This window comes from Neorhizobium sp. SHOUNA12A (assembly GCF_023006505.1).
Taxonomy (GTDB): Bacteria; Pseudomonadota; Alphaproteobacteria; order Rhizobiales; family Rhizobiaceae; genus Neorhizobium.
This window is the reverse complement of record NZ_JALBGV010000053.1, coordinates 1-15265: the sequence shown is the minus strand read 5'-3', so window position 1 is coordinate 15265 and position 15265 is coordinate 1. Positions and strand designations below refer to the sequence as shown.

Below are 15265 nucleotides of genomic sequence, written 5' to 3'. Positions count from 1 at the left end.
CATCGTTTCACCTATTCATTAAACTTCACTGAAACGACGATGCCAAGATTCGAACGAATTACGGAAGCAGCGTTACTAAACTGTATTCGGTGGACAATAAAAAACCCGCTTTCTTGCGAAAGCGGGTCCCATTTCAAGAATTTCGGCCTGGTTATTCAGCAGAAGCCGGTTCTTCCTCGGTAACGCCTGCAGCCGGCGCGACGATCGTCGCGATGGTGAAGTCACGGTCGGAGATGACCGGACGTACGCCAGCCGGCAGCTTGACGGCGGAGATGTGGAGGCTGTCGCCGATCTTCGCGCCCGTCAGGTCGAGGGTCAGGAATTCCGGAATGTCGTTGGCCGGGCAAAGCAGCTCGACTTCATGACGGACGATGTTGAGAACGCCGCCGATCTTGATGCCCGGGGACTTCTCTTCGTTGACGAAGTGAACCGGAACTTCAACGGAAACTTCCGTGTTGCCCGAGACGCGCAGGAAGTCCACGTGCATGGTGAAGTCGCGGACCGGATCGAGCTGATAGTCCTTCGGGAGGACCTGGATCTTCTCGCCGTTGACGTCGATCGTGGCAACCGTGGTCATGAAACCGCCGGCATGGATGCGCTTCGTCACTTCGTTGGTCGACAGAGCGATCGCGATGGGGGACTGCTTGTCACCATAGATGACAGCAGGAATGAAACCGTTGCGGCGAAGTTCACGGGAGGACCCCTTACCTACCCGTTCGCGCGCCTCGGCCTTGAGCTCGTATGATGCGTGGCTCATGGCATATCCTTTCGAGGTTGTTTGGAGAGTTTTCCGCAAGCGTTGTCGGCTCGCGTCAAACTGAAGGGCATCATCCGATGCGCTTCATCCGCGTTGCCTCCAAGGGTGTCTACGCGGACCGGCGGGCTATAATACAACGATCGAGGATGTGCAAGCTTTTCGGCCTGGAAACAAAGGGCTTGCGCTTGACTTCGGCGGGCCGTCTTCCAAATTGGTGCCCGTTGAATGAGGGAAGGGTTTGATTCATGAAACGTACTTTGATCGCGACCGGACTGATGGCTGCGTCCTGCGTATATCCGGTTGCGGCGGCTGAGATCAACGACAAGGGTGCCCGCACCCTCAAGGAAAGCCTCATCCACTTCCTGCCGGATACGGTCAAGTCCACGGGTTTCCTGACCGTCAAGCCGGCCGGCGAACGCTACGAGATCAGCTACGATTTCGCCAAGCTGCTGAAATCCATCAACAAGAAAGACTTCACCGTTTCCGGCCTGAAGCCGTATTCGGTCTTCGCTGCGCCCCTCGACAACGGCCAGTGGAAGTTCAACAGCGACAGCGACATGAATTTCACCGTCAAGGGCAAGAGACTCGACGGCAAGCCGACGAACCTCAACTACTCCGTCACCGACATGGTGTTTTCCGGCATTTTCGATCCGGCGATCAGTTACTTCCGCTCGGGCGAGGTGACGTCAGGCCCGCTCCGAATGGTCTCGAAGAGTGGTCCGGAGGAGGTCGAGGCGAGTGTCGCCGGCATGAACTATTCACTGGCGTCCGCGGCGAGTGCGGCTGCCGGGGGCATCGATTTCACCGGCAAGGGCTCGTTCTCGCGCTTCTACGAACGGATTGCGACGCCGGAAACCCCAGCCATACAGGTCCGCGCCGAAAGCCTCGATTTCGACGTCGGTGTCCAGGGCGTAATGGCCGAGAGGATCCGTACTCTCGTCGTGTTCATGCTGGAACTCGTCAAGGATGAAAAGCCGTCGCAGGCCGAGATCACCAGGCTCAAGGATCTCATCCGCGGCGCGATGCCGTTCTTCACGGCGCTTTCCGAAAAGTTCAGCTTCAACCAGTTCACCGTAGCAAGCCCGATCGGCGATTTTGGTATTAACAAGCTCGATTATACGTTCACGATGAGCGAGCCCGCCGCGGCAACCCGGATCGGCTTCGGTGCGCGCATCGAGAACATCTCTACGCCGGACGGCATCATTCCCCCGCTCTACGCCCAGCTGGTGCCGGACATGGCGGAAATGGAGGTCGGTGTCGCCGACCTCAACTTCCAGCGGTTCATCGACACCTTCATGGAAATCGACTTTTCCAAGCCCGGTCAGCTACCGGATGCGGAGGGCGAGCGTCTCGGCAAAGCTTTCCTCGACAACGGCCAGTTGACCGTCGATTTCCCACGGGTCGCTGCGAAATCCGCGCTCTACGACGTCGAAGCCTCCGGCAAGGTCAAGGGTTACCCGGATGAGAAAGACCGCTACACGCTGGAAACCTCGATCCTTGCCCGCGATATCGATAAGCTGATCCAGTATTTCCAGACTGCCGCCAAGAGTGATCCCGAATTCAACCAGGTTTCATTCGCGATAATGATGGCGAAGGGCATGGCGAAGACTGAACCGGACGGCCGCCTGCGCTGGGACGTCAAGTTCGAAGACGGCAAGAGCTTCAGCGTCAACGGGCAGCCGATCCAATGATCTGACGACCTGTTCACGCCTTTTGATGCCGGCTTTGCTTTTGCCAGTCAGCCGGCATTTACCATTCAAAGGAACGGTTCAGACATGTTTCAATGCTAAAGCTTCTCGACAAAACCCGTTGAAAAGTAACAGGCATTCATGTTTCGCGTTCTCTCCTGCATCTTCATTGAGCACGATCTTCGGTATATCGCTTCCGCGGTGTTGATCTGCGTGATCGGCTCCTTCCTGACCATCCGGCTTTTTTCCCGCGCCCGGAGGGGGAGCGGGATAGAGAAGGTCATCTGGCTTTTCCTCGCGGGCTTCATGGGGGGATCGACCACCTGGACGACGCATTTTCTGGCCATGCTCGGTTATCTATCCGGCGGGCAGGCGGGATATGAACCAGCTCAAACGCTTCTTTCGTTCATGATCGCGGTCGCCACGGCCACGATCGGGTTGAGTGTCGCAAGTTACGGCGGCCGGTCCCTGCTTGCCGAGGCCGGCGGGATGGTGATGGGGCTCGGCATCGCTGCGATGCATTACACGGGCATGGCCGCTTATGAGGTGCAGGGCAGCATCGACTGGGATCGCCGCTACGTCATTGCCTCGCTGATCTTTGCAGGTCTATTCGGGGTGTTGACGACCAATCGCGTCGTGCGTCCGGTGACGCATTTCTGCAAATACAGTTCCGTGCTGGCGATGATCCTGGCGATCGCCACGACCCATTTCACCGCAATGGGCGCGATCGATGTCGTCCTCGACCCCCGCGCCGTGATGCAGAACGAGGTCGTTCCGCCGGTCGTGCTCGGCTTCGGCGTATTGTCGCTGATGCTGATCCTGCTGGCGCTGACGGCGGCCACCTACCTGATCGACGCCCGCACGACCCAGGCCGCCGTCGAACAGTATCGCCGCCTTTCCCTGCACGATGCGCTGACGGGGCTTGCCAATCGCGCCGCCTTCAACGAGCAACTCGCCGATATCGCCATGCGTCCGGCCGACCTTGCGTCCCGCATCGCGGTACTTTCCTTCGATCTCAATCGCTTCAAGGAGGTCAACGACGTCCACGGCCATGCGGCCGGCGACGAGGTCTTGCGCAGGATCGGCAGCAGGCTTGCCCAGGCGGTCGGCGAGGGCGAATTCATCGCCCGTGTCGGCGGCGACGAATTCGTAGCGCTGAAGCACCTGTACTATAAGCGCTCCGACGCGATGACGCTTGCCAATCGGCTGCTTGCCGAAATCTGCAAGCCGATCGAATGGAACGGGAATACGCTCACAGTCGGCTCAAGCGTCGGTATCGCGCTCTATCCTGGAGAAGCAAAGACGATCGACGATCTCGTGGCGCAGGCGGATGTGGCCATGTATCGCGCCAAGCAATCCGGCGACAGCATGGTGTGCTTCTACGATTCGTCGATGGACCAGGCCGCCCGCGAACGCAACTTACTTGCCATGGACATGCGTTCCGGTCTCGTGGCCGGGCAGTTCGAACTCTACTATCAGCGACAAAACGATACGTTCTCCGAAGAGGTGGTCGGTTTCGAGGTCCTGCTGCGCTGGAACCATCCGGCACGCGGCCTGGTCAATCCCGGCGAATTCATCCCGATCGCAGAGCGCACCGGCTTCATCGTCGAGCTTGGCGAATGGGTGCTCCGGAGCGCCTGCCTGGAGGCGGCGACGTGGAAAAATCCGTTCGGCATTGCCGTCAACGTCGCTGCCCAGCAGCTCGCCGATCCGAGATTTCCGACCAAGGTTCGCGATATCCTCAACGAGACGGGGCTCAGTGCCGACCGGCTGGAGCTCGAGATCACCGAATCTGGCATCATCGGCGACCATCAGCGGGCGCTTCAGATCGTTCGCCATCTGAAGAGCCTCGGCGTCAAGATCGCCATGGACGACTACGGCACCGGTTATTCGTCGCTTTCGACGCTGATGTCCTTCCCGTTCGACAAGATCAAGATCGACCGAACCTTCGTCGACGGGCTTTCCAACAACGAACAGTCGGCGGCGATCGTGCGCTCGACGTTGATCCTTGCCTCCAGCCTCCACATCCCGGTGCTGGCCGAAGGGGTGGAGACCGATGCGCATATCGCCTTCCTGCGCAAAGAAGGCTGCATGCAGGTCCAGGGCTATCTGTTCGGCAAGCCCGGTCCGCGGGCCGGGATCGAACATATCGTCAATGGTGAAGCCCGGGACGAGAGCACCCCGGTGGTTGCCAAGGTCGCCTGACTTGCGTCAGCGTCGGGGTTCGCCCCCCGGTGCATAGACCGTCTTCTGCTCGAAACGGAACTTGTGGCCGCACTGGCCGCAACGGATCATGTATTTGCGTGGATCGGTCGACGCGAATTCGGTGATGAAGCCTTTCGGCAATTCATCAATGCGGAAATCGCGATTGCCCTGCCGCCTGTCGTCGGTCTCGGAAACCTCGGCGAAACCGACATTGCCGCATTGGGAACATTCGAGTTTTCGGGAATAGCGGTCGCGTGCGGCCATCTTTGTCTCCTTCTTCGGAGCGCCTTCTAACCGAAGCCTTGGCACAAAGCAAAACGCCGGAACCAGGGTTCCGGCGTTTTCCGTCGACGATTTTGGAGGCTTCAGCAAAGCCGCTTAGCGGCGGCACTCACCGGAAGCCACGACGCTGAAGCCGGCATTTGCCGCCTCGCAGGCGTTCGAGAAAGTCTGGGTGCGTCCGCCCTGCTGGCCGCAGACGGGACGGTATTCGCGTGTGCAGAAGCCGGGCTGCTCGGGCCTTCCGGGGCGATCCGGGCGACCAGGACGGCCTGGCTGGTTCCAGTCCGGGCGATCCGGGCGATCCGGCCGGTCCGGACGACCGGGCCTGCCGGGTTGGTTCCAATCCGGACGGTCGGGCCGCTGCGGACGATCCCAGTCGGGGCGATCAGGCCTCTGAGGACGGTTCCAGTCCGGCCGCGGCCGTTCCGGCGGATAGTAGCCGCCCGGCCTGCTACCGCCGTCGACGCAGGCCGACAGCAACGGAATTAGAAGGAAAATGGCCAGTCTCTTCGAGAGGCCGATAAAGGAAATCATCGCGACTCACCCTCCGTTTGTGTTCGAAGGCGAGTCTATCCAAATACTTGTGACAGAAGAAGGTCAGTCGAACAGGCTGGAGACGGAGGATTCCATTGCCGTGCGGTTGATCGCCTCGCCGAGCAGGTTGGCGGTGGTGATGACCCGGATATTGTGCGCCGACTGGACCGCCGTGGTCGGCTGGATCGAGTCGGTGATCACCAGTTCCTTGAGTTTGGAGGCGCCGATACGCGCAACCGCGCCGCCCGACAGCACGCCGTGGGTGATGTAGGCGGTGACGCTGGTAGCGCCGTTCTTGAGAAGCGCTTCAGCCGCGTTGCAGAGCGTGCCGCCGGAATCGACGATATCGTCGATCAGCAGGCAGTCCTTGCCGTCGACTTCGCCGATGACGTTCATCACCTCGGATTCGCCAGCCCGTTCGCGGCGCTTGTCGACGATTGCCAGCTGACAGTCGATGCGCTTGGCGAGCGCTCTGGCGCGAACAACGCCGCCGACATCGGGCGAGACGACCATGACGTTGTTGAGGTCGTAGTGTTCCTTGACGTCTCGCGCGAGCACCGGCACCGCAAAGAGATTGTCGGTCGGGATGTCGAAAAAGCCCTGGATCTGCCCGGCATGCAGGTCGAGCGTCAGGACGCGGTCGGCGCCGGCCTCGGTGATCAGGTTGGCGACGAGCTTTGCCGAGATCGGGGTGCGCGGGCCGGCCTTGCGGTCCTGACGGGCGTAACCGAAATACGGCAGGACCGCCGTGATGCGCTTGGCCGACGACCGGCGGAACGCATCGATCATGATCAGCAGTTCCATCAGGTGATCGTTGGTCGGGAAGGACGTGGACTGGATGATGAAGACATCCTCGCCGCGCACGTTCTCCTGAATTTCAACGAAGATTTCCTGGTCTGCAAATCGCCTAACGCTGGCTTTTCCGACTGGAACATTAAGATAGCTGCAGATCGCGTCGGCGAGATGCCGGTTCGAATTGCCTGCGAAAACCTTCATTGCGGTCCGCCTGTTTTGAAGCTGGATGCGGGCCTTTTACCGCCGCCGCCTTCGAATGCAAGTGCGTTTCGCGCCCGCTCACCCTTTTTTATGAAGAAACTGTGACCAGTGGCTTTTGAGGTTCAGTAAGAATCGGCCGCCGCGATTGCCCCAAGATAGCCAAAGCCGGATCGATCAGCCTTGGGATTGGCGCCAGGCCACATAGTCCTGGATCGTCTTGGCGGCGATGGTCTCCATGGTCGAAGCCGGAACCGCGGCCCAGGGATCCTGGCCGCTGCCGGGCACGCTCTCCTGGCCCTGCATGCGGTGCAGCCGGGCGCCGGAACTGTCAAGAATGTCCCAGACATAAACGATGGTGACCTTGCCGCTGTCGGAAAAGGCGGAGAAATAACCTTTCAGGATATGCTCGGTACTGTTGTCGCTCGACGGCCGGATCGTCAGTCCGTTGGCGCGGGCCTGAGCACCGAGCTGGCGGGACAGCGGCGTCACCGCCTGGACCGGGGCGCCGATAATCGGCAGGAAGCGGACCGTCGGACCGGATACGGGCGGCAATGAGGCGCTCTGCTGCTGACGGGATTGTTGTTGCTGGGGTGCCGCGGTCGGCTGCTGCGCCTGAGGCTGCTGCATGGTCTGCTGCTGGCCCTGGCTCCCCTGGCCCTCCCATTGCGGCGGCTGGCCGGAGGAGGAGGGCGAGACGGCGCTGCCGGATTCCAGCGCCCGGGCCTGCGCTTCGAGCGTGCTCTGGGGTCCGGATTGATAGCCGCCGCTGCTGTTATAGGTTTCCGGCTGTGCCGAGCGGGCCATGCGGTCGGTTTCGGCCTGGGTAACGGGCGAAGAGGTTCGGGCGGCCCCGCCGCCGACATTCGTCTGTGGCGTCAACGCTTCCGTGGTGTTGCAGGAGGCAAGCGCAACCGCCAGCAGGGCAGCGGACAGCAGTGTTCCGAAAGGCCGCATACCCGTCTCCCGCCACAGATTCCTCGGCAGGAGCTTAGAGTTTGCTTTCCCAAACTGTCAATTGCCTGATTTTTTGAGCATTCAGCGCTGAATGAGCTCCAAAGCATGGCGGGAAAGTGGCTGCGGATCGCCTTCGGTCGTCAGGTAGGTGTGGCCGAGGGTCATCGCCGCGCCGCTGTCGGAATCCATGATGATCATGTGCACGAACAGCGTCATGTCCGGCAAAATCTCCTGAGGATTGCCGAAATGGAACATCTGGTGCTCCATCCAGGAGGGCGAGAAGCGCGCGCCGAGCGAATAACCGCAGGCGTTGAGGCGGTGGCGCGACAGGCCGCGTTCGTCGAGGATGCGGGCATGGGTGTCGAAGACATCGCCGAATGTCTGACCGGGGCGCAGCACTTCCTCGATCGCCTTGATGGTTTCGAGGCAGGCCTTGTAGAGTTCGCGGTGGCGAGGCGACGGTTCGCCGACAACGACCGTGCGCATCATCGCCGCATGGTAATGCGCAGCTGTTCCCGCCCATTCGAGCGTCAGCTGGTCGGTCGCGTCGAGCTTGCGGCGCCCGGCCTTGTAGCGGCAGAGCAGGGCATCGGCGCCGGAGCCGATGATGAACTCGTTGGCGGGGTAGTCACCGCCGCCGAGAAAGACGGCGCCCTGCATTGCGGCGAGGATTTCCGCCTCGCCGCCGCCGGCCCTGATCAGTGGCAGCGCTGCATCGAGCGCATCGTCGGCAAGCTCGGCAGCGCGGCGTGCAAAGGCGATTTCCGCCGGGCTTTTGACCAGGCGCAGTGCGCTGACCAGGTAGGAGGCGTCGCTGATCTGGCCGAAGGTGGCGAGTTGGTTATCGAGGAGGCGGGCGATGCGGCCGGTCATGCCGTGGGTATCGTATTCGACGCCGATCCTGGCGCCGAGCAGGTCCATGTCGCTCAACAGGTTCTTGAGGTCGAGGGTCGGATCGGCATTCACCCGGTCGACCCAGACGACGATGTTCTCGACGATCGAGGTGTGGCGGGCCTGGCGCAGGTCGGCGGAGCGGGTGAGCAGTGTCATGCTGCCGTCCGCCTTGACGATCAGGGTCTGGAAAAAGCAGTAGCCGAACGTGTCGTAGCCGGTTAGCCAGTACATGCTTTCCTGGGCGAAGATCAAAAGCGCATCCAGCTTGTCGGCGCGCATCTTCTCCGTCAGCCGCGTCAGCCGGTCGGCGTATTCGCTCCTCTCGAAATGCAGGGCCATATCAATTCTCCTGAAGTGCGATTGCTGAAATCTGACGGCCGTAATCCGGCTCTTTGGCGTGGGTGGTGCGGCGGTAGGAATAGAACCGTTCCGCATCCGGATAGGTATCGAGGCCGAGGCTTTCTGCCCGCACCCCGGCAGCCCTCAGCCGCCTTATGGTCAGCGAGGGCAGGTCGAACATAGAATGCCCCGTATTCGATGACGATGTGAAGAAGGCCTCATAGGACGGGTCGTAGCCCAGGAACCGCTCGACAAATTCCGGGCCGACCTCGTAGCTCGCCGGGCCGATCGAGGGGCCGAGGACCGCGGTGATGTTTTCCCGCGCGGCGCCCAGCGAGATCATTGCCTCGATGGTGTTTTCGAGCACGCCGGTCAGCGCACCCTTCCAGCCGGCATGGGCGGCACCGATCACGCCGTTCTCGCCGTCGGCAAACAGGATCGGGCCGCAGTCGGCAGCAAGCACGCCGAGTGCCACGCCCGGCACACTCGTCACCATCGCGTCGACCTTCGGCCGTTCGCCGGCATAGGTCTCGTCGACGACGAAGACGTCGGGCGAATGGACCTGGTGGACGGTCGCCAGCTTTTCGACGGGCAGGCCGAACCAGGAGGCCACCCGGTTGCGGTTCTCGATCACCTTCTCGCGGTCGTCGTCAGAGCCGATGCCGACGTTGAGACCGGCGTACAAACCTTCGGAAACGCCGCCCTTGCGGGTGAAGAAACCGTGACGAACACGGGCGCCGGCCCTGTCGTTCAACAGGGGGCTCTCGATCGGCTCCGGCAAGGGTCTGTCCCGCATCGGTGTTATCTATCCCGTTGATTTGAAGAGGTTTTGGGCTTCTCTCAAGGCGTGCCCGCTGCTTCGATTTAGGGCGAGAGTGGCGCAAGAAAAGGGCGGATGTCAATCGGTTGATGAATTGACGGCCGCTGTTCACTCCACCGCCCGGAACGGCATCAGCTTCAATGCCGGGCTCGATACCGCGATGACTTTGAAGAGTTCGCCCATCTTGCCGGCACCTTCGCCGGCAAGCCGATCGACGGCGGCGGCGATCAGGCGCTGTTCGGTCGGCTCCTTGTCCTTGGCAAGCGCGGTCGCCCGCTCGGCAAGGCCGAGGCCGAACAGGAAATCACCCTGGTGCAAGCCGCCGTTCAAGTGCACGCCCGTGGAAACGGCAATGCGTGCGAGGTCCTCGAAGTCGACATGACTGGTGAGATCCGCTTCGCCGGGATTTTCGAGCGGCGGATCGTAGTCATGGTGGCGGATGGCTTGCAGCGTATCGCCGAAACCGGTGACCAGATGGCCGTAGTCGATGATCAGAGCCGTGCCACCGAAGGTCCTCAAGCGTTCGCACAGCGTCAGCATCACCGCCTGGCGGGCCGGCGACAGTTCGAAGATCGTGCCGTCGGGAATGCCGGCGAGGGGCGAGGAAAGGAGCTGCGGGTCGAGCGTCGCGACGCCGGCGGCAAAGCCGAGTTCATCTTCGGCGTTAAGGCCGACGAGACGTTCGCGAAAACCGGTCGGCGTCTTGACGAACTGGCGGATCGGGATCGCGTCGAACAATTCGTTGGCGGCGATCAGCGTGAAACCTTCGGGGACTTCCTCGAAACTGTCATGCCAGGAAATCTTGGTCGAGAAAGCCTCGAGCGTGATGCGCTGGACGCCGCGCAAACGCTCGCTGGTCTCGACCAGATGCACGTGCAGGTCTTCGAAAAAGCGCGGCGCGATGCGTTTGATCACCCGCAGCATGTCGGTCATCATCGTGCCGCGGCCGGGGCCGATCTCCACCAGCCGGACGCCCGTGGGCGTTCCGTGCTGCTGCCAGGCGTGCACCATGAAGACGCCGATCATCTCGCCGAACAACTGGCTGATCTCCGGCGCGGTGATGAAATCACCGTGACGGCCGAAAGGCTCGCGGGTGCGATAATAGCCGTATTCCGGATCGGCGAGGCACAGCGCGAAATAGTCGGTGACGCTGATCGGGCCGTTGGTGCGGATCAGGGTCTTGATCTTCTCTGTGAGGGGAGTGCTCACCGGGTGTGCCTCCCTCAAGCTTTCGCCGCGGACGTTGCCGCCGCGCGGGCCCGGACAATGGCCCAAAGGCCTGCTGCGATCATCGGCAGCGACAGAACCATGCCCATGGTCAGCCAATTAGTGCCGAGCAGATAACCGAGCTGCGCATCCGGCTCGCGGAAAAATTCCACAAAAATACGGCAGAGCGCGTAACCGACGACGAAGGTGCCGGCGATGGTGCCAGGGACTTTCAGCGCCTTGAAACGGAACATCAGCAGGGCGAGGACGAGTACCAGCACGATGCCTTCGAGGCCTGCTTCATAGAGCTGGCTCGGATGGCGCGCGAACGGGCCGCCGGTCGGGAAGACGACCGCCCAGGGCGCGCTGCTGAGACGTCCCCAGAGTTCGCCGTTGATGAAATTGGCGATGCGGCCGAAGAACAGGCCGAAAGGCACGACGGCTGCGACCGTGTCGAACATGCTCCAGACCGGAATGGCATTGCGGCGGGCGAAGATGATCATCGCGATCGTTGCGCCGATGAAGCCGCCATGGAAGGACATGCCGCCGTTCCAGATCTCGATCGCGCGGATGGGATTCGCGGCCACGGCCGCCATGTCGTAGAAGAGGATATAACCGATGCGGCCGCCAAGCACGATGCCGGCCGCGACCCAGACGAGAAAGTCGTCGAGCTGGGCAGCCGTAATCGGCGACTGGCCGTCTCTCCACAGGGAAGCGTTGGCAGCCAGCCGACGCGCATAAAACCAGCCGAGCATGATGCCGGCGACATAGGCGAGCCCATACCAATGGATGGCGAGCGGGCCGATGGAGAAGGCCACCGGATCGATGTTCGGGAACGGCATCAGAGCGAAAAGATGAAGCGCTTCGTACAAATTACAGGGTCCAACCTAACGGCATTGCGCGGAACATGGCGTTGCGGCCATCGACGGTCAAGGTGAATCTAAGCGAGTGCTCATGCGAACGGTGGATGATGCTTGCAAGCGGCCCGCACAGGCCCTACTTGAACCCTATGGACATTCGCCGGCCGGATTGCCGGCCAGACGATATGGGAGTTCAGAACCATGGCAACCGGCACGAACCGCATTCTCGACGACTTCGCGCGGCTGATGACCGATGCCGCTGGCGCTGCCCAAGGGGTGCGCAAGGAGGTCGAAACCGCATTTCACGCCCAGGCCGAGCGGTTCCTCAACAGCATGGATATCGTCAAGCGCGAGGAATTCGAGGCCGTCCGCGAAATGGCAGCCCGCGCCCGCGACGAAAACGAAGCGCTGAAGGCGCGGATCGAAGCGCTGGAAGCCAAGCTTTCGGGGCAGTGATCTGCGTTTCCCGGGGACGATCTGCCTCTCTTGCGTAAAATCTAGCACTTAGCTCGTCAGCTAAGATGCTGTTTTTCTTTTCTCCTCCCATGGGGAGAGGAAAAGGGCGTACCCAATACCTTCCCCGCCCCTCCAAGCCCTGCCTACAATCCGCTTGCTTCCGTCGCCGGAGTGTTTCGCGAGACGTTCGCGGGCAGGCGGGAGCCGGCGCTTTCATCAGAACCGTAACGTGCGGCGATGGTGGAAGAGGTGAAAGCCATGGAGGGTGCGCTGAAAGGCAAGCCTTCCTATCAAGCCTCCCCCGGACAGCCATGTCCGGTTCGGTTGAGCCGTGCAAGTGGCAGGCCTGTCCCGAAAGGACGGGCGCGAATAAAGCCACGCAGCGAGGCGAGATGATCACCTGTAGGGGCCGGAAGCCCCGACAAGACGCCGAAGGCCACGCGAATGCGGAGCCATATTATTATTTTACTATGAGGTTCCGCATTCGTGTGGGCTCTCCGATCGAACCGTGCCGAACAGATTTTCGGCGCGGGCGCAGGTGTTGAAACAAAAAAGTGACACCCTGTGGACACTGTCAAAAAAGCCAGCGTCCAGAGTCGCTTATGACTCGGTTCTGATCTCCGCTGCGAACCATGTTTCAAGTTTTGCCCATGTAAAAACCGATGGAGGGGCTGGCAGCCGGACTCCGTCTAGGTACACTGATTTTAAAGGATGATTCGAAACGGCTTGGTAAGCTCCAGACAGGGTGACTGCGTTATTCTGGAAGCGTCGGACGATCATCGACAGTGTTGTTCCCGGTTAGTGTTCGCGTGTTTTTGGCGTTTTACCGCACGAATTCGCATTCATTCCGGTCAAGAAGGTGCCGCATGACGCTTATGGAAATGGAAATCGAACGCCAGTCGAATCCGGTCGATATGATCGAATTCGTTGCTGCCTCGAACGACTGGACGTTCGAACGGTCGGGTGAAGACGAGATCGCCATGACCGTGGAAGGCCGCTGGACGGACTACCATGTTTCCTTCTCCTGGATGGAGGAGTTCGAAGCGCTGCATCTCGCCTGCGCTTTCGACATCAAGATCCCCGACGCTCGCGTCAACGAGGTCATCCGCCTGCTGAGCCACGTCAACGGCCAGGTATTGATGGGCCATTTCGACGTATGGCGCCAGGAAGACGTGGTCATCTTCCGGCAGTCGCTGCTGTTGGCCGGCGGCGCCGAACCCAACAACCAGCAGGTCGAAGTGCTGCTTTCGAGTGCGCTCGATGCCTGCGAATCCTATTATCAGGCGTTCCAGTTTGTCGTATGGTCGGGCATGGAGGCGAAGGCCGCCATGGAAGCCGTTCTGTTCGAAACCGTGGGCGAGTGCTGATGGCCTCTGGTCAGTTGGGATCCATCATTCTGGTCGGCGCCGGCAATATGGGCGGCGCCATGCTGTCCGGCTGGCTGAAAAAGGGCGTGCCCGGCGCGTCCGTGACGGTCATCGACCCATCGCCTTCCGATGCGATGAAAACGATGATGTCCGAGGCCGGTGCGCATCACTTTACCGCGCTGCCCGACGGTGCGTCCGCGGATATCCTGTTTCTCGCGGTCAAACCGCAGCTGATGGATGCCGTCCTGCCGCCCTTGAAGCCGGTCGTCGGTTCCGGCACGGTCGTCGTTTCGGTTGCGGCCGGCAAGACGCTCGCCTATCTCGAAAAGCATCTCGGCGAATCCGCCATGGTGCGTGCCATGCCGAATACGCCCGCCATGATCGGCCGCGGCGTTACCGGCGCCTATGCCAATCCCAAGGTCACCGAAGCCCAGCGCGAAGCGGTGCAATCCTTGCTCAAGGTCAGCGGACCGGTGGAATGGGTTTCGAGCGAAGCGGATATCGACGCCGTGACCGCCGTTTCGGGCAGCGGCCCGGCCTATGTGTTCTATCTCGTGGAGTGCATGGCGGAAGCGGGCCGAAAAGCGGGCCTGCCGGCGGACCTCGCCATGCGGCTTGCGCGGGAAACTGTCTCGGGGGCTGGTGAGCTCCTCTACCAGTCCCCGGACGACGCTTCCAGGCTTCGCCAGAACGTCACCTCGCCGAACGGCACGACGGCTGCGGCACTTGCCGTGCTGATGGCCGACGACGGCATGCAGCCGCTGTTCGACAAGGCGATCGCGGCTGCCCGCGACAGAGCCGAAGAACTCGGCGCCTGAGTGAGTTCGAATGGCTGAGGACATCACCTATTCCGACTTCGAGAAGATCACTTTCAGTGACTTCGAAAAGGTGGACATCCGCGTCGGCACGATCATCGAGGTCGAGCCGTTTCCGGAAGCCCGCAAGCCAGCCTTCAAGCTGAAGATCGATTTCGGCCCGGAGATCGGCATCAAGAAATCCTCGGCGCAGATCACCGTGCATTATACCCCGGAAACGCTTGTCGGACGGCAGGTGCTCGGCGTCGTCAATTTTCCGCCGCGGCAGATCGGGCCGTTCCGCTCGGAAGTACTGACCCTCGGATTCGAGGACGAAAACGGTGCAATCGTGCTTGCCGCCGTCGAACAGCCGGTGCCGAACGGCCGGAAGCTGATGTAGCCCGGGCGCTGATCCGCATATCGTCAGTGGATATCGCGGCTCTCGACGTCGCCGAGGCTGAACGACCGGAACTCCACCTCGAAACCTTCGCGTTGCGGCGAGCAGAAGGTCATGCCGACGGAGAGGTCGGTGAGTTCGGGTGGGAAGAAAGCGAGCCGCGCCATGCGCCAGTCGGGCTGTGTGCCGGTTCGGTACTGGACAAAGAGGGCGTCGCCCATGCGGGTGACGCGGACGGAAATTTCCTCGAAATCGTCGGTGAGCCGGAAGGCGGACCAGTCGGAGTGGCCGTTGGTCACCACGACGCTGAAATGGCGGGCGCCATCGGTGAATTCGATGCCGCATTTCATCCAGTGTTTTTCGTCATGACGGATCATCAGCCCGGCCTGATCGTAGAGCGCCTCGTACCTCCCGACGAAGGAGGTTTCGGCGGTGAAGTCGCCCTTTCGGCTCCGGTAGAGGAAGTGACCGCTGTCGCGATGAAAGCCGTAATAGGTGCCCTGCCAGAAATCGGTTTCCAGGCCGGAGCGGGTAATCAATCGGCCATCCTGCTTGCGGCTTTCGGGCGGCGGGTTCAGCCAGGACATCTCGGAAAGGTCGATCGGCATCGGTTCCTCGTCAACGATCAGGCGGGAACGCGCACGACGGCGCGCAAGCCGCCGCGGGGGCTGTCGGCGAGGGTGACGTTGCCGCCATGGGCGCGGGCGATGTCGCGG

At 61.3% G+C, this 15265-nt stretch carries 16 protein-coding genes; 6 read left to right on the top strand and 10 right to left on the bottom strand.

Annotated elements, in window-relative coordinates; all coding sequences use genetic code 11:
- Nucleotides 1–151: 151 nt before the first annotated feature.
- Nucleotides 152–757: a 50S ribosomal protein L25/general stress protein Ctc gene (locus MOV63_RS21315; RefSeq protein WP_038544217.1), complete on the bottom strand. Its 606-nt coding sequence runs from the start codon at nucleotides 755–757 to the stop codon at nucleotides 152–154.
- A gap of 245 nt (nucleotides 758–1002) precedes the next feature.
- Between MOV63_RS21315 and MOV63_RS21310 the strand changes: the two genes are divergently transcribed.
- Nucleotides 1003–2448, top strand: coding sequence for a hypothetical protein (locus MOV63_RS21310; protein WP_247036599.1), 1446 nt, complete (start codon nucleotides 1003–1005; stop codon nucleotides 2446–2448).
- A 138-nt stretch (nucleotides 2449–2586) separates the two neighbouring features.
- The gene (locus tag MOV63_RS21305) at nucleotides 2587–4650 is read left to right on the top strand and encodes a bifunctional diguanylate cyclase/phosphodiesterase (RefSeq protein WP_247036597.1); all 2064 of its coding nucleotides are present in this window, start codon (nucleotides 2587–2589) and stop codon (nucleotides 4648–4650) included.
- Nucleotides 4651–4656: 6 nt separating this feature from the next.
- On the opposite strand, the gene MOV63_RS21300 is transcribed toward MOV63_RS21305, so the two are convergent.
- From MOV63_RS21300 to lgt, 8 genes are all read right to left on the bottom strand, one after another.
- Nucleotides 4657–4914 carry a hypothetical protein gene (locus tag MOV63_RS21300; RefSeq protein ID WP_038544211.1) on the bottom strand — a complete coding sequence of 86 codons (258 nt, stop codon included), beginning with the start codon at nucleotides 4912–4914 and terminating at the stop codon, nucleotides 4657–4659.
- Nucleotides 4915–5028: 114 nt separating this feature from the next.
- Nucleotides 5029–5466, bottom strand: a complete 438-nt coding sequence (locus MOV63_RS21295) for a hypothetical protein (RefSeq protein ID WP_247036595.1) — start codon at nucleotides 5464–5466, stop codon at nucleotides 5029–5031.
- A 63-nt stretch (nucleotides 5467–5529) separates the two neighbouring features.
- On the bottom strand, nucleotides 5530–6462 hold the full coding sequence (locus MOV63_RS21290; RefSeq protein ID WP_038544209.1) for a ribose-phosphate pyrophosphokinase: 933 nt from the start codon (nucleotides 6460–6462) through the stop codon (nucleotides 5530–5532).
- Nucleotides 6463–6636: 174 nt separating this feature from the next.
- Complete coding sequence (locus MOV63_RS21285; RefSeq protein ID WP_247036592.1) at nucleotides 6637–7416, bottom strand: hypothetical protein; 780 nt, start codon at nucleotides 7414–7416, stop codon at nucleotides 6637–6639.
- Nucleotides 7417–7497: 81 nt separating this feature from the next.
- The gene (locus MOV63_RS21280) at nucleotides 7498–8649 is read right to left on the bottom strand and encodes a Xaa-Pro peptidase family protein (protein ID WP_247036590.1); all 1152 of its coding nucleotides are present in this window, start codon (nucleotides 8647–8649) and stop codon (nucleotides 7498–7500) included.
- Between the two features lies 1 nt (nucleotide 8650).
- Nucleotides 8651–9445, bottom strand: coding sequence for a peptidoglycan editing factor PgeF (gene pgeF, locus MOV63_RS21275; protein ID WP_247036588.1), 795 nt, complete (start codon nucleotides 9443–9445; stop codon nucleotides 8651–8653).
- 132 nt (nucleotides 9446–9577) lie between these two features.
- The gene (locus tag MOV63_RS21270; RefSeq protein ID WP_247036586.1) at nucleotides 9578–10678 is read right to left on the bottom strand and encodes a class I SAM-dependent methyltransferase; all 1101 of its coding nucleotides are present in this window, start codon (nucleotides 10676–10678) and stop codon (nucleotides 9578–9580) included.
- Between the two features lie 14 nt (nucleotides 10679–10692).
- On the bottom strand, nucleotides 10693–11517 hold the full coding sequence (gene lgt, locus MOV63_RS21265) for a prolipoprotein diacylglyceryl transferase (RefSeq protein ID WP_405029362.1): 825 nt from the start codon (nucleotides 11515–11517) through the stop codon (nucleotides 10693–10695).
- Nucleotides 11518–11736: 219 nt separating this feature from the next.
- On the opposite strand from lgt, the gene MOV63_RS21260 reads away from it, so the two are divergent.
- The 4 genes from MOV63_RS21260 to MOV63_RS21245 all read left to right on the top strand — a co-directional run bounded on the left by MOV63_RS21260 (nucleotide 11737) and on the right by MOV63_RS21245 (nucleotide 14552).
- Nucleotides 11737–11991 carry an accessory factor UbiK family protein gene (locus MOV63_RS21260; RefSeq protein WP_007758074.1) on the top strand — a complete coding sequence of 85 codons (255 nt, stop codon included), beginning with the start codon at nucleotides 11737–11739 and terminating at the stop codon, nucleotides 11989–11991.
- An 866-nt stretch (nucleotides 11992–12857) separates the two neighbouring features.
- On the top strand, nucleotides 12858–13358 hold the full coding sequence (locus tag MOV63_RS21255) for a YbjN domain-containing protein (protein WP_038544200.1): 501 nt from the start codon (nucleotides 12858–12860) through the stop codon (nucleotides 13356–13358).
- Nucleotides 13358–14176, top strand: a complete 819-nt coding sequence (proC, locus tag MOV63_RS21250) for a pyrroline-5-carboxylate reductase (protein WP_247036582.1) — start codon at nucleotides 13358–13360, stop codon at nucleotides 14174–14176. Before MOV63_RS21255 ends, proC begins: the two co-directional genes overlap by 1 nt.
- 10 nt (nucleotides 14177–14186) lie before the next feature.
- Nucleotides 14187–14552 (top strand): tRNA-binding protein, encoded by a 366-nt coding sequence (locus MOV63_RS21245; RefSeq protein WP_247036580.1) that lies wholly within the window; start codon nucleotides 14187–14189, stop codon nucleotides 14550–14552.
- A 23-nt stretch (nucleotides 14553–14575) separates the two neighbouring features.
- Here the strand turns inward: MOV63_RS21245 and MOV63_RS21240 are convergent, their stop codons facing one another.
- Nucleotides 14576–15157, bottom strand: coding sequence for a DUF1349 domain-containing protein (locus MOV63_RS21240; protein ID WP_247036578.1), 582 nt, complete (start codon nucleotides 15155–15157; stop codon nucleotides 14576–14578).
- Between the last annotated feature and the right edge of the window lie 108 nt (nucleotides 15158–15265).

Bases quoted from the DNA above. Each gene is read 5' to 3' on its own strand.
- MOV63_RS21315 (WP_038544217.1), bottom strand. From the start codon at position 757: ATGAGCCACGCATCATACGAGCTCAAGGCCGAGGCGCGCGAACGGGTA.
- MOV63_RS21310 (WP_247036599.1), top strand. From the start codon at position 1,003: ATGAAACGTACTTTGATCGCGACCGGACTGATGGCTGCGTCCTGCGTA.
- MOV63_RS21305 (WP_247036597.1), top strand. From the start codon at position 2,587: ATGTTTCGCGTTCTCTCCTGCATCTTCATTGAGCACGATCTTCGGTAT.
- MOV63_RS21300 (WP_038544211.1), bottom strand. From the start codon at position 4,914: ATGGCCGCACGCGACCGCTATTCCCGAAAACTCGAATGTTCCCAATGC.
- MOV63_RS21295 (WP_247036595.1), bottom strand. From the start codon at position 5,466: ATGATTTCCTTTATCGGCCTCTCGAAGAGACTGGCCATTTTCCTTCTA.
- MOV63_RS21290 (WP_038544209.1), bottom strand. From the start codon at position 6,462: ATGAAGGTTTTCGCAGGCAATTCGAACCGGCATCTCGCCGACGCGATC.
- MOV63_RS21285 (WP_247036592.1), bottom strand. From the start codon at position 7,416: ATGCGGCCTTTCGGAACACTGCTGTCCGCTGCCCTGCTGGCGGTTGCG.
- MOV63_RS21280 (WP_247036590.1), bottom strand. From the start codon at position 8,649: ATGGCCCTGCATTTCGAGAGGAGCGAATACGCCGACCGGCTGACGCGG.
- pgeF (WP_247036588.1), bottom strand. From the start codon at position 9,445: ATGCGGGACAGACCCTTGCCGGAGCCGATCGAGAGCCCCCTGTTGAAC.
- lgt (WP_405029362.1), bottom strand. From the start codon at position 11,517: ATGCCGTTCCCGAACATCGATCCGGTGGCCTTCTCCATCGGCCCGCTC.
- MOV63_RS21260 (WP_007758074.1), top strand. From the start codon at position 11,737: ATGGCAACCGGCACGAACCGCATTCTCGACGACTTCGCGCGGCTGATG.
- MOV63_RS21255 (WP_038544200.1), top strand. From the start codon at position 12,858: ATGACGCTTATGGAAATGGAAATCGAACGCCAGTCGAATCCGGTCGAT.
- proC (WP_247036582.1), top strand. From the start codon at position 13,358: ATGGCCTCTGGTCAGTTGGGATCCATCATTCTGGTCGGCGCCGGCAAT.
- MOV63_RS21245 (WP_247036580.1), top strand. From the start codon at position 14,187: ATGGCTGAGGACATCACCTATTCCGACTTCGAGAAGATCACTTTCAGT.
- MOV63_RS21240 (WP_247036578.1), bottom strand. From the start codon at position 15,157: ATGCCGATCGACCTTTCCGAGATGTCCTGGCTGAACCCGCCGCCCGAA.